This is a genomic window from Paraburkholderia graminis C4D1M, assembly GCF_000172415.1.
Taxonomy (GTDB): Bacteria; Pseudomonadota; Gammaproteobacteria; order Burkholderiales; family Burkholderiaceae; genus Paraburkholderia; species Paraburkholderia graminis.
On record NZ_ABLD01000002.1, the window covers coordinates 375,339 to 388,769 of the forward strand.

14 protein-coding genes are annotated in these 13,431 nt (G+C 64.4%); 11 read left to right on the plus strand and 3 right to left on the minus strand.

The features are described from left to right. Window positions 1-15 precede the first annotated feature (15 nt). The 5 genes from BGRAMDRAFT_RS04720 (at window position 16) to BGRAMDRAFT_RS04740 (ending at window position 5,045) form a co-directional block, all read left to right on the plus strand. The gene (locus BGRAMDRAFT_RS04720) at window positions 16-1,329 is read left to right on the plus strand and encodes a UxaA family hydrolase (RefSeq protein WP_006047521.1); all 1,314 of its coding nucleotides are present in this window, start codon (window positions 16-18) and stop codon (window positions 1,327-1,329) included. 112 nt (window positions 1,330-1,441) lie between these two features. Continuing rightward, the gene (locus tag BGRAMDRAFT_RS04725; RefSeq protein WP_006047522.1) at window positions 1,442-2,482 is read left to right on the plus strand and encodes an aldo/keto reductase; all 1,041 of its coding nucleotides are present in this window, start codon (window positions 1,442-1,444) and stop codon (window positions 2,480-2,482) included. A 7-nt stretch (window positions 2,483-2,489) separates the two neighbouring features. After that, the gene (locus tag BGRAMDRAFT_RS04730) at window positions 2,490-3,320 is read left to right on the plus strand and encodes an amidohydrolase family protein (RefSeq protein WP_006047523.1); all 831 of its coding nucleotides are present in this window, start codon (window positions 2,490-2,492) and stop codon (window positions 3,318-3,320) included. Window positions 3,321-3,375: 55 nt separating this feature from the next. Next, window positions 3,376-4,119, plus strand: a complete 744-nt coding sequence (locus BGRAMDRAFT_RS04735) for an SDR family oxidoreductase (RefSeq protein ID WP_006047524.1) — start codon at window positions 3,376-3,378, stop codon at window positions 4,117-4,119. 77 nt (window positions 4,120-4,196) lie between these two features. After that, complete coding sequence (locus BGRAMDRAFT_RS04740) at window positions 4,197-5,045, plus strand: ureidoglycolate lyase (RefSeq protein ID WP_006047525.1); 849 nt, start codon at window positions 4,197-4,199, stop codon at window positions 5,043-5,045. A gap of 98 nt (window positions 5,046-5,143) precedes the next feature. Here the strand turns inward: BGRAMDRAFT_RS04740 and BGRAMDRAFT_RS04745 are convergent, their stop codons facing one another. Beyond that, on the minus strand, window positions 5,144-5,578 hold the full coding sequence (locus BGRAMDRAFT_RS04745) for a PaaI family thioesterase (RefSeq protein ID WP_006047526.1): 435 nt from the start codon (window positions 5,576-5,578) through the stop codon (window positions 5,144-5,146). A 269-nt stretch (window positions 5,579-5,847) separates the two neighbouring features. Here BGRAMDRAFT_RS04745 and BGRAMDRAFT_RS04750 point away from each other — a divergent pair, with 269 nt between their 5' ends. Then, window positions 5,848-7,470: a methyl-accepting chemotaxis protein gene (locus BGRAMDRAFT_RS04750; RefSeq protein WP_006047527.1), complete on the plus strand. Its 1,623-nt coding sequence runs from the start codon at window positions 5,848-5,850 to the stop codon at window positions 7,468-7,470. 111 nt (window positions 7,471-7,581) lie between these two features. On the opposite strand, the gene BGRAMDRAFT_RS04755 is transcribed toward BGRAMDRAFT_RS04750, so the two are convergent. Both BGRAMDRAFT_RS04755 and BGRAMDRAFT_RS04760 read right to left on the minus strand, forming a co-directional pair. Next, window positions 7,582-7,785, minus strand: a complete 204-nt coding sequence (locus BGRAMDRAFT_RS04755) for a cold-shock protein (protein WP_006047528.1) — start codon at window positions 7,783-7,785, stop codon at window positions 7,582-7,584. Window positions 7,786-8,025: 240 nt separating this feature from the next. Then, the gene (locus BGRAMDRAFT_RS04760; protein WP_006047529.1) at window positions 8,026-9,135 is read right to left on the minus strand and encodes an AGE family epimerase/isomerase; all 1,110 of its coding nucleotides are present in this window, start codon (window positions 9,133-9,135) and stop codon (window positions 8,026-8,028) included. A gap of 227 nt (window positions 9,136-9,362) precedes the next feature. On the opposite strand from BGRAMDRAFT_RS04760, the gene BGRAMDRAFT_RS04765 reads away from it, so the two are divergent. From BGRAMDRAFT_RS04765 to BGRAMDRAFT_RS04780, 5 genes are all read left to right on the plus strand, one after another. Then, entirely contained in the window at window positions 9,363-10,049 is a 687-nt protein-coding gene (locus BGRAMDRAFT_RS04765; protein ID WP_006047530.1) for an MgtC/SapB family protein, read from the plus strand. A 128-nt stretch (window positions 10,050-10,177) separates the two neighbouring features. Beyond that, window positions 10,178-11,794, plus strand: a complete 1,617-nt coding sequence (locus BGRAMDRAFT_RS04770) for a TrbL/VirB6 family protein (protein ID WP_044020402.1) — start codon at window positions 10,178-10,180, stop codon at window positions 11,792-11,794. A gap of 188 nt (window positions 11,795-11,982) precedes the next feature. Then, window positions 11,983-12,291 carry a hypothetical protein gene (locus BGRAMDRAFT_RS04775; RefSeq protein WP_006047532.1) on the plus strand — a complete coding sequence of 103 codons (309 nt, stop codon included), beginning with the start codon at window positions 11,983-11,985 and terminating at the stop codon, window positions 12,289-12,291. 194 nt (window positions 12,292-12,485) lie between these two features. Then, window positions 12,486-12,644, plus strand: a complete 159-nt coding sequence (locus BGRAMDRAFT_RS34890) for a hypothetical protein (protein ID WP_006047533.1) — start codon at window positions 12,486-12,488, stop codon at window positions 12,642-12,644. A gap of 425 nt (window positions 12,645-13,069) precedes the next feature. Beyond that, window positions 13,070-13,375, plus strand: coding sequence for a hypothetical protein (locus BGRAMDRAFT_RS04780; RefSeq protein WP_006047534.1), 306 nt, complete (start codon window positions 13,070-13,072; stop codon window positions 13,373-13,375). The last annotated feature ends 56 nt before the right edge of the window (window positions 13,376-13,431 follow it).

Below are 13,431 nucleotides of genomic sequence, written 5' to 3' on the forward strand. Positions count from 1 at the left end.
CGCGCTGGAATGAACATGACTGAGACATCCGTAGCAAGCGCCTCTGCGCAACAGCCGACGCTGCAAGGCTACCTGCGCAGCGACGGCCGCAAGGGCATCCGCAACGTGGTTGCCGTCGCGTATCTGGTCGAGTGCGCGCATCACGTGGCGCGCGAGATCGTCACGCAGTTTCGCGAGCCGCTCGACGCGTTCGGCGAGGCCGGCGCGGCGCATGAAGCGCCGGTTCATCTGATCGGCTTTCCCGGCTGCTATCCAAACGGCTACGCGGAGAAAATGCTCGAGCGGCTGACCACGCATCCGAACGTCGGCGCGGTGCTGTTCGTGTCGCTGGGATGCGAGAGCATGAACAAGCACTACCTCGTCGATGTCGTGCGCGCGAGCGGCCGTCCCGTCGAAGTGCTGACCATTCAGGAGAAAGGCGGCACGCGCAGCACGATTCAGTATGGCGTGGACTGGGTTCGCGGCGCGCGCGAGCAGCTCGCCGCGCAGCAGAAGGTGCCGATGGCGCTGAGCGAACTCGTGGTCGGCACGATTTGCGGCGGCTCCGACGGCACCAGCGGCATCACCGCGAATCCGGCCGTGGGCCGTGCGTTCGATCATCTGATCGACGCGGGCGCGACCTGCATCTTCGAGGAAACCGGCGAACTCGTGGGCTGCGAGTTTCATATGAAGACGCGCGCGGCGCGGCCCGAACTCGGCGATGCGATCGTCGAGTGTGTGGCCAAGGCGGCGCGCTATTACTCGATTCTCGGCCACGGCAGTTTCGCGGTCGGCAACGCGGACGGCGGCCTCACCACGCAGGAAGAAAAGTCGCTCGGCGCGTATGCGAAAAGCGGGGCGTCGCCAATCGCGGGCATCGTCAAGCCGGGCGATATTCCGCCGACCGGCGGCCTGTATCTGCTCGACGTGGTGCCGGACGGCGAGCCGCGTTTCGGCTTTCCGAACATCAGCGACAATGCGGAAATCGGCGAACTGATTGCGTGCGGCGCGCATGTGATTCTGTTCACGACCGGACGCGGTTCGGTGGTGGGCTCGGCGATCTCGCCGGTCATCAAGGTGTGCGCGAATCCCGCCACGTATCGCAATCTGTCCGGCGACATGGACGTCGACGCAGGCCGCATTCTGGAGGGGCGCGGCACGCTCGACGAAGTGGGCCGCGAGGTGTTCGAGCAGACCGTGGCGGTGTCGCAAGGCGCGGCGTCGAAATCGGAAATGCTGGGCCACCAGGAATTCATTCTGACGTACAAGACGTTCGAGCCGGTCGGGCCCGCGTGCCTGCCGTCGAGCGTGGCGGCGCCGCGTCGTGTTGTTGCGGTCGAGCCGCAGTAACGCAACGCAATAAGGCAGCGCAAGAACCGCAGTGAAGAACCGCACTGAGCGTCGGCTCGCGGTGTGATAAAAAGCTCATTCGACAGAGTGTGACCAGGATGGAGACGGGTACATGACCGCAACGATCGGTTCGAAGGTTCGGCAGCGCCGCCGCGTCGGGCGTAGCGCGCTGGAATTAACCGGCTTGAGCCTCGGCAGTGCGCCGCTTGGCGGCCTCTATCGCGATCTGTCGGATGAAGAAGCGCACGCGACCATCGCGGCCGCGTGGGACGCCGGCGTGCGCTATTTCGACACCGCGCCGCATTACGGGCACACCAAGGCGGAGCATCGTCTGGGCGACGCATTGCGCCGCTATCCGCGTGGCGAGTATGCGATGTCGACCAAGGTAGGCCGCCGCTTCGTGCCGCGCACGACGCCCTACGACGGCAAGGAAGGCTGGCAAAATCCGCTGCCCTTCGAGGCGATTTACGACTACACGCACGACGGCATTCTGCGTTCGTTCGAAGACAGCCAGCAGCGGCTCGGCATCGTCGACATCGACATTTTGCTGGTGCACGACATTGGCCGCGTCACGCACGGCGACAACAATCCGCATTACTGGCGGCAACTGACCGAAGGCGGCGGCTTTCGGGCGCTCGACGAACTGCGCTCGGCCGGCGCGGTGAAGGCCGTGGGACTCGGCGTGAACGAAAGCGCCGTGATTCTCGACGCGATGGCCGAGTTCGATATCGATTGCGCGTTGCTTGCGGGCCGTTATACGCTCCTCGAACAGACGACGCTCGACGACCTCCTGCCGGCGTGTGAACAGCGCGGCGTCAGCATCCTGTTGGGCGGCGCTTTCAACTCGGGCATTCTGGCGCGCGGTGTCGAAGGCGATCTGAAATTCAACTACGGCGAGGCGCCGCGCGAAGTGATCGAGCGTGTTGCGCGGCTTGAAGCGGTGTGCCGCGCGCACGGCGTGCCGCTCGCCGCCGCGGCCTTGCAGTTTCCGTATGCGCATCCGGCGGTCGCCACCGTGCTGACCGGCGCGCGCAGTGCCGAAGAACTGCGCGAGAACGCGGCGTCGTTCGAGTTGCCCATCCCGGCGGCCTTGTGGTCCGCCTTGCGCGACGAGGGCCTGCTCGACGCCCGCGCGCCCGCGCCAGAGGACTGATCCGAACATGCGTATCGATGCCCACCAGCACTATTGGGACCCCGCCCGCGGCGATTACGAATGGCTCACGCCGGAACTCGAGATTCTGTACAGGCCGTTCGGCCCGGCGGATCTCGCGCCGTTGCGGGAGCAAACCGGCATCGAGAAAACGGTGGTCGTGCAGGCGGCGCCGACCATCGACGAAACGCGTTATTTGCTGGACATCGCGCGCAACGAGCCGTCGATTGCCGGCGTGGTCGGCTGGGTGCCGCTGCTGCTGCCCACCGCGCCGGCTTTGATCGACGCGCTCACGGACGAGCCCAAGTTCAAGGGCGTGCGCCCGATGCTGCAAGATCTGCCCGACGATACCTGGATCGCGAATCCCGATCTCGCGCCGGCCATCGACGCGCTGATCGCACACGACCTCGCTTTCGACGCGCTGATCTACGCGCGGCACGTCGAACACGTTGAAACCTTCGCGCGACGCTTTCCGGCGCTGCGCATCGTGGTCGACCACGGCGCGAAGCCGCCGATCCGCTACGGTCAGGCGGGCTGGCAGACCTGGGCGGATGCAATTACGCGGCTCGCCGCGTTGCCCGGCGTGCACTGCAAGCTGTCCGGACTCGCGACCGAGGCGTCGCCAGGCTGGACCGAAGACACGCTGCGGCCCTACGTCGAGCATCTGCTGGCCACGTTCGGTCCCGCGCGGCTGATGTGGGGCAGCGACTGGCCGGTGCTCGAACTCAACGGCGATTATCTGCTGTGGCATTCGGTGGCGAACACGCTGCTTGCGTCGCTTGCCGACAGCGAGCGCGAAGCGATTTTCGGCGGCAACGCCGCAGCGTTTTATCGACTGTGATGTGACCCAAGCAAACGGACCAACACAGGTTAAGCCCATTCAACTGGAGTCGTAGATGACGCAAAGACTGGCCGGCAAGACAGCATTGATTACCGCAGCGGGACAGGGCATCGGGCTCGCGACCGCGGAAATGTTCGCACGCGAAGGCGCGCGTGTGATCGCCACGGACATTCGCATCGACGGCCTCGCCGGCAAGCCGGTCGAGGCGCGCAAGCTCGACGTGCTCGACGGCGAGGCGATCAAGGCATTGGCCGCCGAAATCGGTCCGATCGACGTGCTGTTCAACTGCGCGGGCTTCGTGCATGCGGGCTCGATCCTCGAATGCAGCGAGGAAGATTGGGACTTCGCGTTCGACCTGAACGCGAAGGCGATGTACCGGATGATCCGCGCATTCCTGCCAGGCATGCTCGAGCGCGGCGGCGGCTCGATCATCAATATGTCGTCGGCGGCGTCGAGCGTGAAGGGCGTGCCGAATCGCTTCGCGTACAGCGCGTCGAAGGCGGCGGTGGTCGGGCTGACCAAATCGGTCGCCGCGGACTTCATCACGCGTGGTGTACGCTGTAACGCGATTTGCCCGGGCACGGTGTCGTCGCCGTCGCTCGAACAGCGAATCGCCGCGCAGGCCGCGGCGCAAGGCGCGACGCTCGAAGCCGTGCAGGCCGCGTTCGTCGCGCGTCAGCCGATGGGCCGCATCGGCAAGCCGGAAGAGATCGCCGCACTGGCGCTGTATCTCGCGTCGGACGAATCGGCGTTCACGACCGGCCATGCGCATGTGATCGACGGCGGCTGGTCGAACTGATTCATGCGCGCCTGCCTGAGCCGGCGCGCGTTGACGTACCAACTGAACACCACTGAAACCCAGAGGAAAGTGCAACGATGAAACTGCTTCGTTACGGGCCGAAAGGCCAGGAAAAGCCGGGCTTGCTCGACGCGCAAGGCAAGATTCGCGATCTGTCCGGCGTGGTTGCCGACATCGACGGCGCGGCGTTGACCGACGCAAACCTCGCCAAACTGCGTGCAGTCGACGCGGCCTCGCTGCCCTTGGTCGAAGGCAATCCGCGCATTGGTCCGTGCGTCGGCAAGATCGGCAAATTCATCTGCATCGGCTTGAATTACGCGGATCACGCGGCTGAATCGAATCTGCCCGTGCCCGCCGAACCGGTGATCTTCAACAAGTGGACGAGCGCGATTTCCGGTCCCAACGACGACGTGGAAATTCCGCGCGGCTCGAAGAAAACCGATTGGGAAGTGGAACTCGGCGTGGTGATCGGCAAGCCCGCGAAGTACGTGGACGAAGCGAATGCGCTCGACTACGTCGCCGGCTATTGCGTGATCAACGACGTGTCGGAACGCGAATGGCAGATCGAACGCGGCGGCACGTGGGACAAGGGCAAGGGCTTCGACACGTTTGGCCCGATCGGCCCGTGGATGGTCACGCGCGACGAAGTCGCCGATCCGCAGAACCTGGGCCTGTGGCTCGAAGTGGACGGTCACCGCTATCAGAACGGCAACACGAAGACGATGGTGTTCGGCGTCGCCAAGCTGGTTTCGTATGTGTCGCAGTGCATGAGCCTGCAACCGGGCGACGTGATTTCCACTGGCACGCCGCCTGGAGTGGGCATGGGCGTGAAGCCGAACCCGGTGTATCTGAAGCCGGGGCAGACGATTCGCCTCGGCATCGAAGGTCTTGGCGAGCAAACGCAGAAGACCTACGCGGCGGAGTAAAACGCTCGCGGCCGACGCGGGGCGCGGGGCGCATGAGCCTCGCGCTTTCAACGTGAACTTCGCGTCAACTTCACGTCGTCAACTTCACGTCGTCGACTTCAATTCGCCGGTTCGTGGTCGCCGTTCTCACCGATCCGGTTGACCGTGCCTTGTGCAACCGCCACGAGTTTCTCGCGGTTGCCGTCCATCACGAAGATGTTGCACTGGCAGGTCGCCTGATGGCGGCCTGCATACACCACTTGCGCCCTCGCAATCAGCGTCCCGTTCACGGCCGGACGCAGATAGTTGATCTTATATTCCCCCGTCACGACCTTCGGCCCCAGGGAGAGCGCACCGGCAAAGGTCAGCGCGTTGTCCGCGAGATAGCTGATCACGCCGCCGTGCACGAAGCCGTGCTGCTGCCGCAGTTCGTCGCGGATCGGCAGGCTCAGCGCGAGTTCGCCGGTGCCCGTGTACATCAGCTCGGCGCCTAACAGCATGCTGAACGGCTGGGCGTGCAATGCGCCGCGCGCCCGGTCGAGTAGGTCAGTCATTGTGATTCCTTCGAGGAAGGCCCGCGGTGGCATCGCGCACGAGGGTGCGCTCGTCGGTCCCTACCCACTCTAGGAAGCGCCGACGCACGCCGTCAAGGTGAATCGGAAATATCTGCGCGGCATGCTTGTGTCGGTCGACAGAAATTCAGACGATGGCCGACGTAAACGCACCGTAAGGCGAACTTTGACGAATTTGATCTTCAGCCAGCTTTGATGCTGCCGTTAACCCTGACGTAGCTCCCGTTATTCTTTGCCTTCAGGTGTTCACGATGTTCAGCAAGATCAAGGTCGCATCCGGCCTGTTATGTGTCCTGGCCGCGTTCTGCGTTTTCCAGCTTGTCACGGTGGGGTTGGGTTTCTGGTCGTTGACGCGTACCCATCACGACGTTGGCGACCTCGCGAATATCGCGTTGAAGCAGGTCGATGCCGTCAACGAAACGACGCAGCATCTGATGGACGCGCGTATCAACCTGTCGCGCGCCGGTACGCGGATGGTGCGCGGCGGCGCGGAGCCGACGGACATCGTCCAGCATGCCCGCGAGCAGCTCACGGCCGCCGAGCAGTCGTTCAACGCGTTCTCGAGCGCGCCGAAAACCAGCGACGAAAACGGCGCGCGCGCGGCGGCGCTTGCCGAGCGCTACAAGAAGCTGCATGGCGCGCTCAGCGAGCTCGCGCAGTTTCTCGACGCGAACAACATTCAGGCTTTTCTCGATCAGCCGACGCAGTCGTTCCAGGACGCCTATCTGACCGAGCTCCATAACTTCACGCAGTTCGGTAACGCCGCGAGCCGCGCGTCGCTGGATTCGATCGACACGCGCATGGCGACTTTCCGCGTCGTCAGCATTGTGATTTTGCTGGCGCTGGTCGGCGGAACGTTCGCCGTGCATCTGGCGTTGCGCCGTGGCGTGGTCGCGCCGCTCGAGGAAGCCGGCCGTCACTTCGAGCGCATCGCTCAAGGGCGCCTCGATCAGCCGATCGCCGCGCGCGGCACGAATGAAATCGGCCGGCTGTTCTCGGGCCTGGCGAAGATGCAAGCAAGCGTCGCTCGCACTGTGCAGACCGTGCGCGAATCCGCCGATTCGATTCACCTTGGCGCCGATGAAATCGCGACCGGCAACGCCGATTTGTCCGCACGGACGGAGAACCAGGCGGCATCGCTGGAAGAAACGGCGTCGAGCATGGAGGAATTGACCGCCACCGTGCGTCAGAATGCCGACCACGCGCGTCAGGCCAATGCGCTCGCCGAGACCGCTTTGGAAGCGACCTCGCGCGGTAGCGAAGTGGTCGACAAGGTCGTCGACAAGATGCGCGGCATCGCGCAAAGCTCGGACAAGATTGCCGAGATCATTTCGGTGATCGACGGCATTGCGTTCCAGACCAATATCCTCGCGCTCAATGCGGCCGTCGAGGCGGCGCGCGCGGGCGAGCAGGGCCGCGGCTTCGCGGTCGTGGCCGGCGAAGTGCGCGGGCTCGCGCAGCGCAGCGCGCAATCGGCGAAGGAGATCAAGACGCTGATCAGCGAGTCGGTTGCCGAAATCCAGGGCGGTTCCGCGCTGGTCGAGCACGCCGGCGAGGCGATGAGCAACGTGTCGGCGTCCATTTCCCGCGTCACGCAGATGATGGCGGAAATCAGCGCGTCGTCGCTCGAACAGAGCACGGGCATCGAGCAGGTGAATCAGGCCGTGGTTCAGATGGACGAGATGACGCAGCAGAACGCGGCGCTCGTGGAAGAGGCGGCGGCAGCGGCGGCTTCGCTGCATCAACAGACGCAGCAATTGAAGGAGGCGGTTTCCGTCTTCGAAATTTCTGAAGCTGTGTTGCGGACACAACAGTTCGACGCAATGCCGGTCCAATCTGCGCAATTTGCGTTGTCGCGAATGCGCGCGATTTAAATCGTCTGCGCATAAAAATCAGGCAGCCGCAAAAAGAAAATGGCCCGCAAAAGCGGGCCATTTTTTTGTCAGGCGCAAGCGCCTACGCAAAGCTCAAAGTACCGTGGGTACTTAGGCCGGCGTGATGTTCGCAGCTTGCTTGCCCTTCGGGCCTTGCTTCACTTCGAACGACACCTTTTGGTTTTCTTGCAGGGACTTAAAGCCGCTGCCTTGAACTTCCGAAAAGTGCGCGAACAGGTCTTCGCCGCCGTCGTCCGGCGTAATGAAACCAAAGCCCTTTGCATCGTTAAACCACTTCACAGTACCTGTTGCCATTTTTAATCCAGTAAATGTTGTGTATTGCATTCGCGACCGCTACTTCTCAACCCGAGATCGAGCGCGAAGTACGAGTTGTATCACGTCTTTATGACGGACGCCAATCAACCAGTATTCGGGTATTCCCAGGTTTGGGGGTTTTTCCGGTGTCAACGGCGCAAAAAACGCATTACTCGAACCAGGGTAAACCCTTGGTATTAAGGGTTGCCCCGGACTGGCCTGCCCCGGAATTTTGGCGCTTCAGGCCGGTAACGCGTCGAAAGCGGTGGCGAGGTGATAAGGGGTGGTCGACGGCATGTCGGCGCGCGCCACTTCACCGGCCGAGGTTTTGCATTCGAACCAGCCTTGCGGCCGCAGGAAGCGCTGCTGGAACAGTTCGATTTGCCGCGGCAGCGCGGCGCGTACGGCCGCATCGTCGTGGCTCGCGAGTGCACGCAGATATTCCGTCTGCGCCCAGATGCGCTGGATTGGGTCTTTGACTTGTCCGTCTTCATTCAGCGACGCATACACGCCGCCGGTTTCCTGATCCACGCCATGACGTTGCGCGAAGGCGAACGCGCGCGGCAACGCTTCCGCAAGCCCGGAGCCGTCGAACAGTTCGCGTGCCTGCGTGACCAGCCACAACCATTCGAACTGATGGCCTGGCTCCAGGCGATTGTCCGGCGCGCCGACCGGCAATTCGGCGATGCAGCCCGACGGCGCATGCACGAAGTGACGAGCGACGGCGCCGGCGAGGCGCCGCAGCGCGGCGTCGAAAGCGTTGTCGCGCGTGGCCTCGCGGGCGGCGAGCCACGCTTCGGTCAAATGCATCAACGGATTCTGGATCGGCGTGCCGGTCACGTTCGCGAAGTCGGCGGTGAGCGCGGCGTTGAAGAGATCGTCGTCGGCGGTAAAGCGCGATCGGATCAGCGCCGACGTTGAATGCACGATCTCGAGCGCGTCGCGATTGCCCGAGCGGCGGCCATATTCCGCGCACGCAAAGACGACGAACGCATGCGTGTACAGGTCTTTGACGGTGTCGAGCGGGGCGCCCTGCGCGTCCACGCTGTAGAACCAACCGCCGTGTTCCGTGTCCTGAAAAGTGCGCGTGAGCGAATCGAACAGGACCTGCGCGTGGGCCGCATCGCCGGCCTGCGAGAACACGAACAGTTGACGCGCGCACGCCATTGCCCGGTAACGCTCGACGGGCGCCGGGCGGTGGTCTTCCGCGACGAGCGCCTCGTACGGCAACCTGAGCGCGGGGTTGAAACCGGGCCCGCGCCACATGGGCAGGATGACGCCGTTGAAGTGGTCGCGCAGGCCGGCGGCGAGCGCGATCGTCGAGGCGGCGTCAGAGTGGGTGCTGGGCATAGTCAAATTCAAGCGCGGGTTTCAAGGCGCCCGTGAGAGCGGGCCGGGTTCGGCGGCAGCGCGGCTGCGGCGTGCGGCCTGCCTCGCGGGTACGACAGGAGCGGCAGGTGCAGCAGGAGCGGCGGAACCAGCAACGGCACGCGGCTTAGCATAATGCAAACGGATGCGAGCCGGCACCCAAAATCGGCAGCGAAAAGGCTTAATAACTTCAAGAAGGAGAGAAGACGATGCTCGGCAACTTTGATCTCATCTCCCGTCTGGTGCTGGCCGCGGCGCTCGGCAGCGTCATAGGCTTCGAGCGGGAGCGTCTGTCGTGGGCCGCGGGCTTGCGCACGCACATGCTCGTGTGCGTGGGCTCGGCGCTGATCATGATCGTGTCGGCCTACGGTTTCGCCGAGGTGCTCACCGGCGAACACGTCGTGCTCGACCCTTCTCGGATGGCGGCCCAGGTCGTCTCCGGAATCGGCTTTCTCGGCGCGGGTTCGATTCTGCTGCGCGGCGAAATCGTGCGCGGGCTGACGACGGCGGCCAGCCTCTGGTCGGTCGCCGCGATCGGACTTGCGGTCGGCGGCGGGCTCTATACGGCGTCGATTGCGGCGACCGTCATCATTCTGATCATCCTCGCGGGCATCAAGCCGCTTGAGCGGCGCTTCATCACCGTGAAGCAGCGGCGCCAGGTGACGATGCTCGTCGAGCGCGGCACTCTCACGTTTCACTCGCTGCACGACGAGCTGGGCGCGGCGAGTCCGCGCGTGAAGCAATTCGTGATGCAGCAGAGCGACGAAACGCCCGAATGCGACGAGGTGATGATCACGCTGCATCGCGTGTCGAGTGTCGAATACGAGGCGATTTGCACGCGCTTGCGTCAGTTGCAGGGCGTGAGGGAGTTCCGTCAGGACGACGCGTCGGGTTAAGCGAAAATCGTCGGCGAATGGCTTCGGCGGCGGTGGGCGCCATGCGACAATGCGGTCTCGAAAAATTCCAATGGCATTTGACGAGCGGTGCCGGCGCCCGCTCCCCGGCGACGGCCGCTTTCTTCTCTATGGCAGATTCCGCAGTAACCAAGCAGTCCCGGCCTGAGCGCGCCGCTTCGAAGAAGCGGCGCCAGGCCACCGTCCCAACCGAAACCGAAAAGAAGCTGGCGCGCGCCGCGCGCTCGGCGCAACGTCTCGCGCAACTGAGCGACGTCGCGCGCGACGACAGCACGCTCGACCTGTTCCCCGACGACCCCACCCGCGCGACGCTGGAAGCGATGAATATCGACATCCGCCAGGGCACGCTGCATGGCTTCGAGCTGCCAGATGTGGTGCTCGCGGCGGTGGGCGCTTTGGATGCGTCGGCTGAGGGTGCGTCGATGGATGGTGGTAAGGCGGCGCGGCGAACAGGTCGCGGCGGGAAGAGTGACGAATCTGAGGTGGTGAGCGCGCAATTGACTGGGCTGGAGATCGAGCCGTCGGCGGCCGTTGCGTCGGATGCGGCGCGCGAATCGTCGGCTGTGGATTCGGCTGACGGCGATAAGCTGGCCACTTCGGCGCTTACGCCGGCCATGGCGGCCGCGACCGTCGCGCGCAGCGTGACCGCGCTGCGTCAGGCCGTGGAGCCTGGCGGCGCGAGTGTGGACTCGGCGGCTGGTGACGGCGCAAGACAGGGGAACGCCAAATCCGGGCAGCGGTTGGCTTCGACCGAGCGAACGGAAGCGGCGCTGCCTGGCTTGGCGGATGCGACTGCAGCGAGCCCGCGCGGCGGAGCGGCTGTAGCGCTGGAGTCTGGGCTTGGGTTGGCCGCAGGCGTGGCGTCGTCCAGGGCGGCGGACGCGCAAGCGCGTCGGACGGCCGCGTCGACGGACAGATTTGCGAGCTCATTTGCGGACGAGACGAAGCCATCGGCGATTGGATCAGCGCGCGACGCAACGGCAACTGCAACCGCAGGCATAGAAGCGCCGGAAACCAAACGCATCGGCACCGGGGCCGCGTCGGCGCACGATACAACGTCAACCGCAACTGCAGCGAAAGAAGCACTCGACACTAAACGCACAGTCACCGCGCCCACCTCGGCGCGCGATACGACACCGACTGCGACCGTGGCCACCGAAGCGCCAGAGACTAAACGCACCGCCACTGCCCCGACGTCGGCGCGCGGCGCAACGTCAACCGCGACAGCGGTGACAGAAGCCCAACGCGCCGAACCCGCCCCCGCCGCGCCCACCGCGCCCGAACTCGACCGCGCGCGGGCAACCGCCTTCGCGGACACCGTCGATGCGCTGTACGGCGTGATCGCCGACCAGCGCCGCGCGGCGACCGACCATTCGCGCCGCATGAAATGGATGCTGTCGATCGTGGTCGGCGCGCTGCTGATGACGGTCGCGATCGGCATCACGCAAACGCTGCTCCTCATGCGCCTGACGCGCGAGACGACGGCGCAGCAGCATCGCGTCGAAGAGATGATGCAAAACCAGCAGGCCGCGATGGCCAGTCTGCTCGACACCCAATTGGCGATGGCCAATGCCGCCGCCGCCAAGGCCGCTTCCCCGGCCGTGATGCCGACGGCGGGCGCTGCAGCGGGCGCAGCACCGCAGCAAGCCACCACGACGCCGACAGCGAACGGCAAGCGCGCCGTCCGTACTCAACACGCGCACAAGCCGAAGACCGCCACGCGCTGATCGTCCGCGAGTCCCCGCCGCGCCGGCGCAATGCCGGCCGCGCCGCGATTTCCACAGCCTCGCCCGGATAGACGCCGTAAGGCGGACGCCGCCCGCTGTCCGCCGCAAGCGCAATCGCGCGCTCTACACTCTGCATGCTGCCGCGAAGCCGAATCGGACACGCCAGCGCCTCATTCGACCCGAGCCACATGCCGACGAGCGAACACAAATATTCCATCGACGATCTGATCGCCGCGCTTCTGCGCGATCAGGGCATACACGACGGACACTGGGCCTTGAACATCGAGTTCTCGGCCACCGGCGCCGCCGTCAAGCCGCAAGACCAGCCGACCCGCACGCTGCCGGGGCTGATCGTGTCCGTCAACGGCGCGACGCTGGTGGCGGCTGACCCGTCGGCGGAAGGCTCCGTCGACGCCGCCGCCGTCAACCCGCGCAAAAGCGGGCCGGCGAAGCGGCGAGCGGCCAGCCTGAAAGGAGGGCCGACGACGCTGCAATAAGCGCTGACGCCGACAAACGGAAGGCGGGCAAAAACAGGGACGTTGTAATGTTGCAACGCAATATGCCCGCAGATGCGGCCCGGCGTCGCACCTCCGATTTATTGCTGCGCTGCACTAGCTTTTGCCTAGGGAAAACCCTATAATTCTTCTTAAGGGAAAACCCTAGCAAATGCAGCAATCAACCGGGAGTCGCCATGAGCTTCATCTTTGCACTGTTTCAAAAGGTCAGCGACCTCTTTACGTCGCCCCACCTGCCGCTGGACGCGGACTACTCGTACGCGGCACGCGCCCGCGAAGCCGAGCGTCAGCGCAAGGCGCAAGCCACGCTGTTCGGCATCAAGCTGACCGACTAAGAGCAAACTGTTCGGCCCGCGCGTTAAAGCGCCGGGTGCGCACCTCGAGTGCGCGCGCATCATTTCAAGCCACTGCCCGCGAAAGCGTGCCGTGGCTTTTGTTTATTCGGCGCCTGGCGCGCCGCTTCAGCGGGTTCGCTGCCGTCTTATATTTCCCCGCCGAAATGAATGTAACGGCGGCTGACGTGATTGCGCCGCGTAAAGCGCGCGCTCGGCCCCGAGAGCCTTATTGCCCGCAGGTCTCAGCCGAGAAGGCGCTAACGCCATCCGTCCCTATCTTTGAAATGTGCGCTTACAAGTGCTCACGTCTTCATGCGGTTTGCGTCGTTAAAGTGGTTTTCAAGCGCACGGCGTCGTGTGCAGGCCCAAAACCCGGCCAAATGCAGCGCGGCGCCGGCTTGATCCGAACTTTACGGGAGAGAACCATGAAAGCCTTCAACAAGACATCGCGGACTATCGTCGCGGCATTGCTGGCCGGCGGCGCCATGCTCGCAGCCGGCGGCGCGTCCGCTCAGGAACGCGTCATCGTCGAACACGGCCCGGCGCCGGTCGTTTATGGTCAGCCGCATATGATGCCGGTCGGCGTGTCGATCGACATCGGCTGGCACGGCGATCGTTATTACGACGGCCATCGCTATTGGCAGCATGACGAGTGGATGCGTCATCACCCGCACGACTATGATCCGCGTCACCACGGCCGCGACGAGCACCGTCCGCCTGCGCGCTACTAATTCGCGCATGAACCTTCGTGCCGCCTGAAACGGCGCGAAGCTGACAAAGCCGGCTC

Bases quoted from the DNA above. Each gene is read 5' to 3' on its own strand.
- BGRAMDRAFT_RS04720 (WP_006047521.1), top strand. From the start codon at position 16: ATGACTGAGACATCCGTAGCAAGCGCCTCTGCGCAACAGCCGACGCTG.
- BGRAMDRAFT_RS04725 (WP_006047522.1), top strand. From the start codon at position 1,442: ATGACCGCAACGATCGGTTCGAAGGTTCGGCAGCGCCGCCGCGTCGGG.
- BGRAMDRAFT_RS04730 (WP_006047523.1), top strand. From the start codon at position 2,490: ATGCGTATCGATGCCCACCAGCACTATTGGGACCCCGCCCGCGGCGAT.
- BGRAMDRAFT_RS04735 (WP_006047524.1), top strand. From the start codon at position 3,376: ATGACGCAAAGACTGGCCGGCAAGACAGCATTGATTACCGCAGCGGGA.
- BGRAMDRAFT_RS04740 (WP_006047525.1), top strand. From the start codon at position 4,197: ATGAAACTGCTTCGTTACGGGCCGAAAGGCCAGGAAAAGCCGGGCTTG.
- BGRAMDRAFT_RS04745 (WP_006047526.1), bottom strand. From the start codon at position 5,578: ATGACTGACCTACTCGACCGGGCGCGCGGCGCATTGCACGCCCAGCCG.
- BGRAMDRAFT_RS04750 (WP_006047527.1), top strand. From the start codon at position 5,848: ATGTTCAGCAAGATCAAGGTCGCATCCGGCCTGTTATGTGTCCTGGCC.
- BGRAMDRAFT_RS04755 (WP_006047528.1), bottom strand. From the start codon at position 7,785: ATGGCAACAGGTACTGTGAAGTGGTTTAACGATGCAAAGGGCTTTGGT.
- BGRAMDRAFT_RS04760 (WP_006047529.1), bottom strand. From the start codon at position 9,135: ATGCCCAGCACCCACTCTGACGCCGCCTCGACGATCGCGCTCGCCGCC.
- BGRAMDRAFT_RS04765 (WP_006047530.1), top strand. From the start codon at position 9,363: ATGCTCGGCAACTTTGATCTCATCTCCCGTCTGGTGCTGGCCGCGGCG.
- BGRAMDRAFT_RS04770 (WP_044020402.1), top strand. From the start codon at position 10,178: ATGGCAGATTCCGCAGTAACCAAGCAGTCCCGGCCTGAGCGCGCCGCT.
- BGRAMDRAFT_RS04775 (WP_006047532.1), top strand. From the start codon at position 11,983: ATGCCGACGAGCGAACACAAATATTCCATCGACGATCTGATCGCCGCG.
- BGRAMDRAFT_RS34890 (WP_006047533.1), top strand. From the start codon at position 12,486: ATGAGCTTCATCTTTGCACTGTTTCAAAAGGTCAGCGACCTCTTTACG.
- BGRAMDRAFT_RS04780 (WP_006047534.1), top strand. From the start codon at position 13,070: ATGAAAGCCTTCAACAAGACATCGCGGACTATCGTCGCGGCATTGCTG.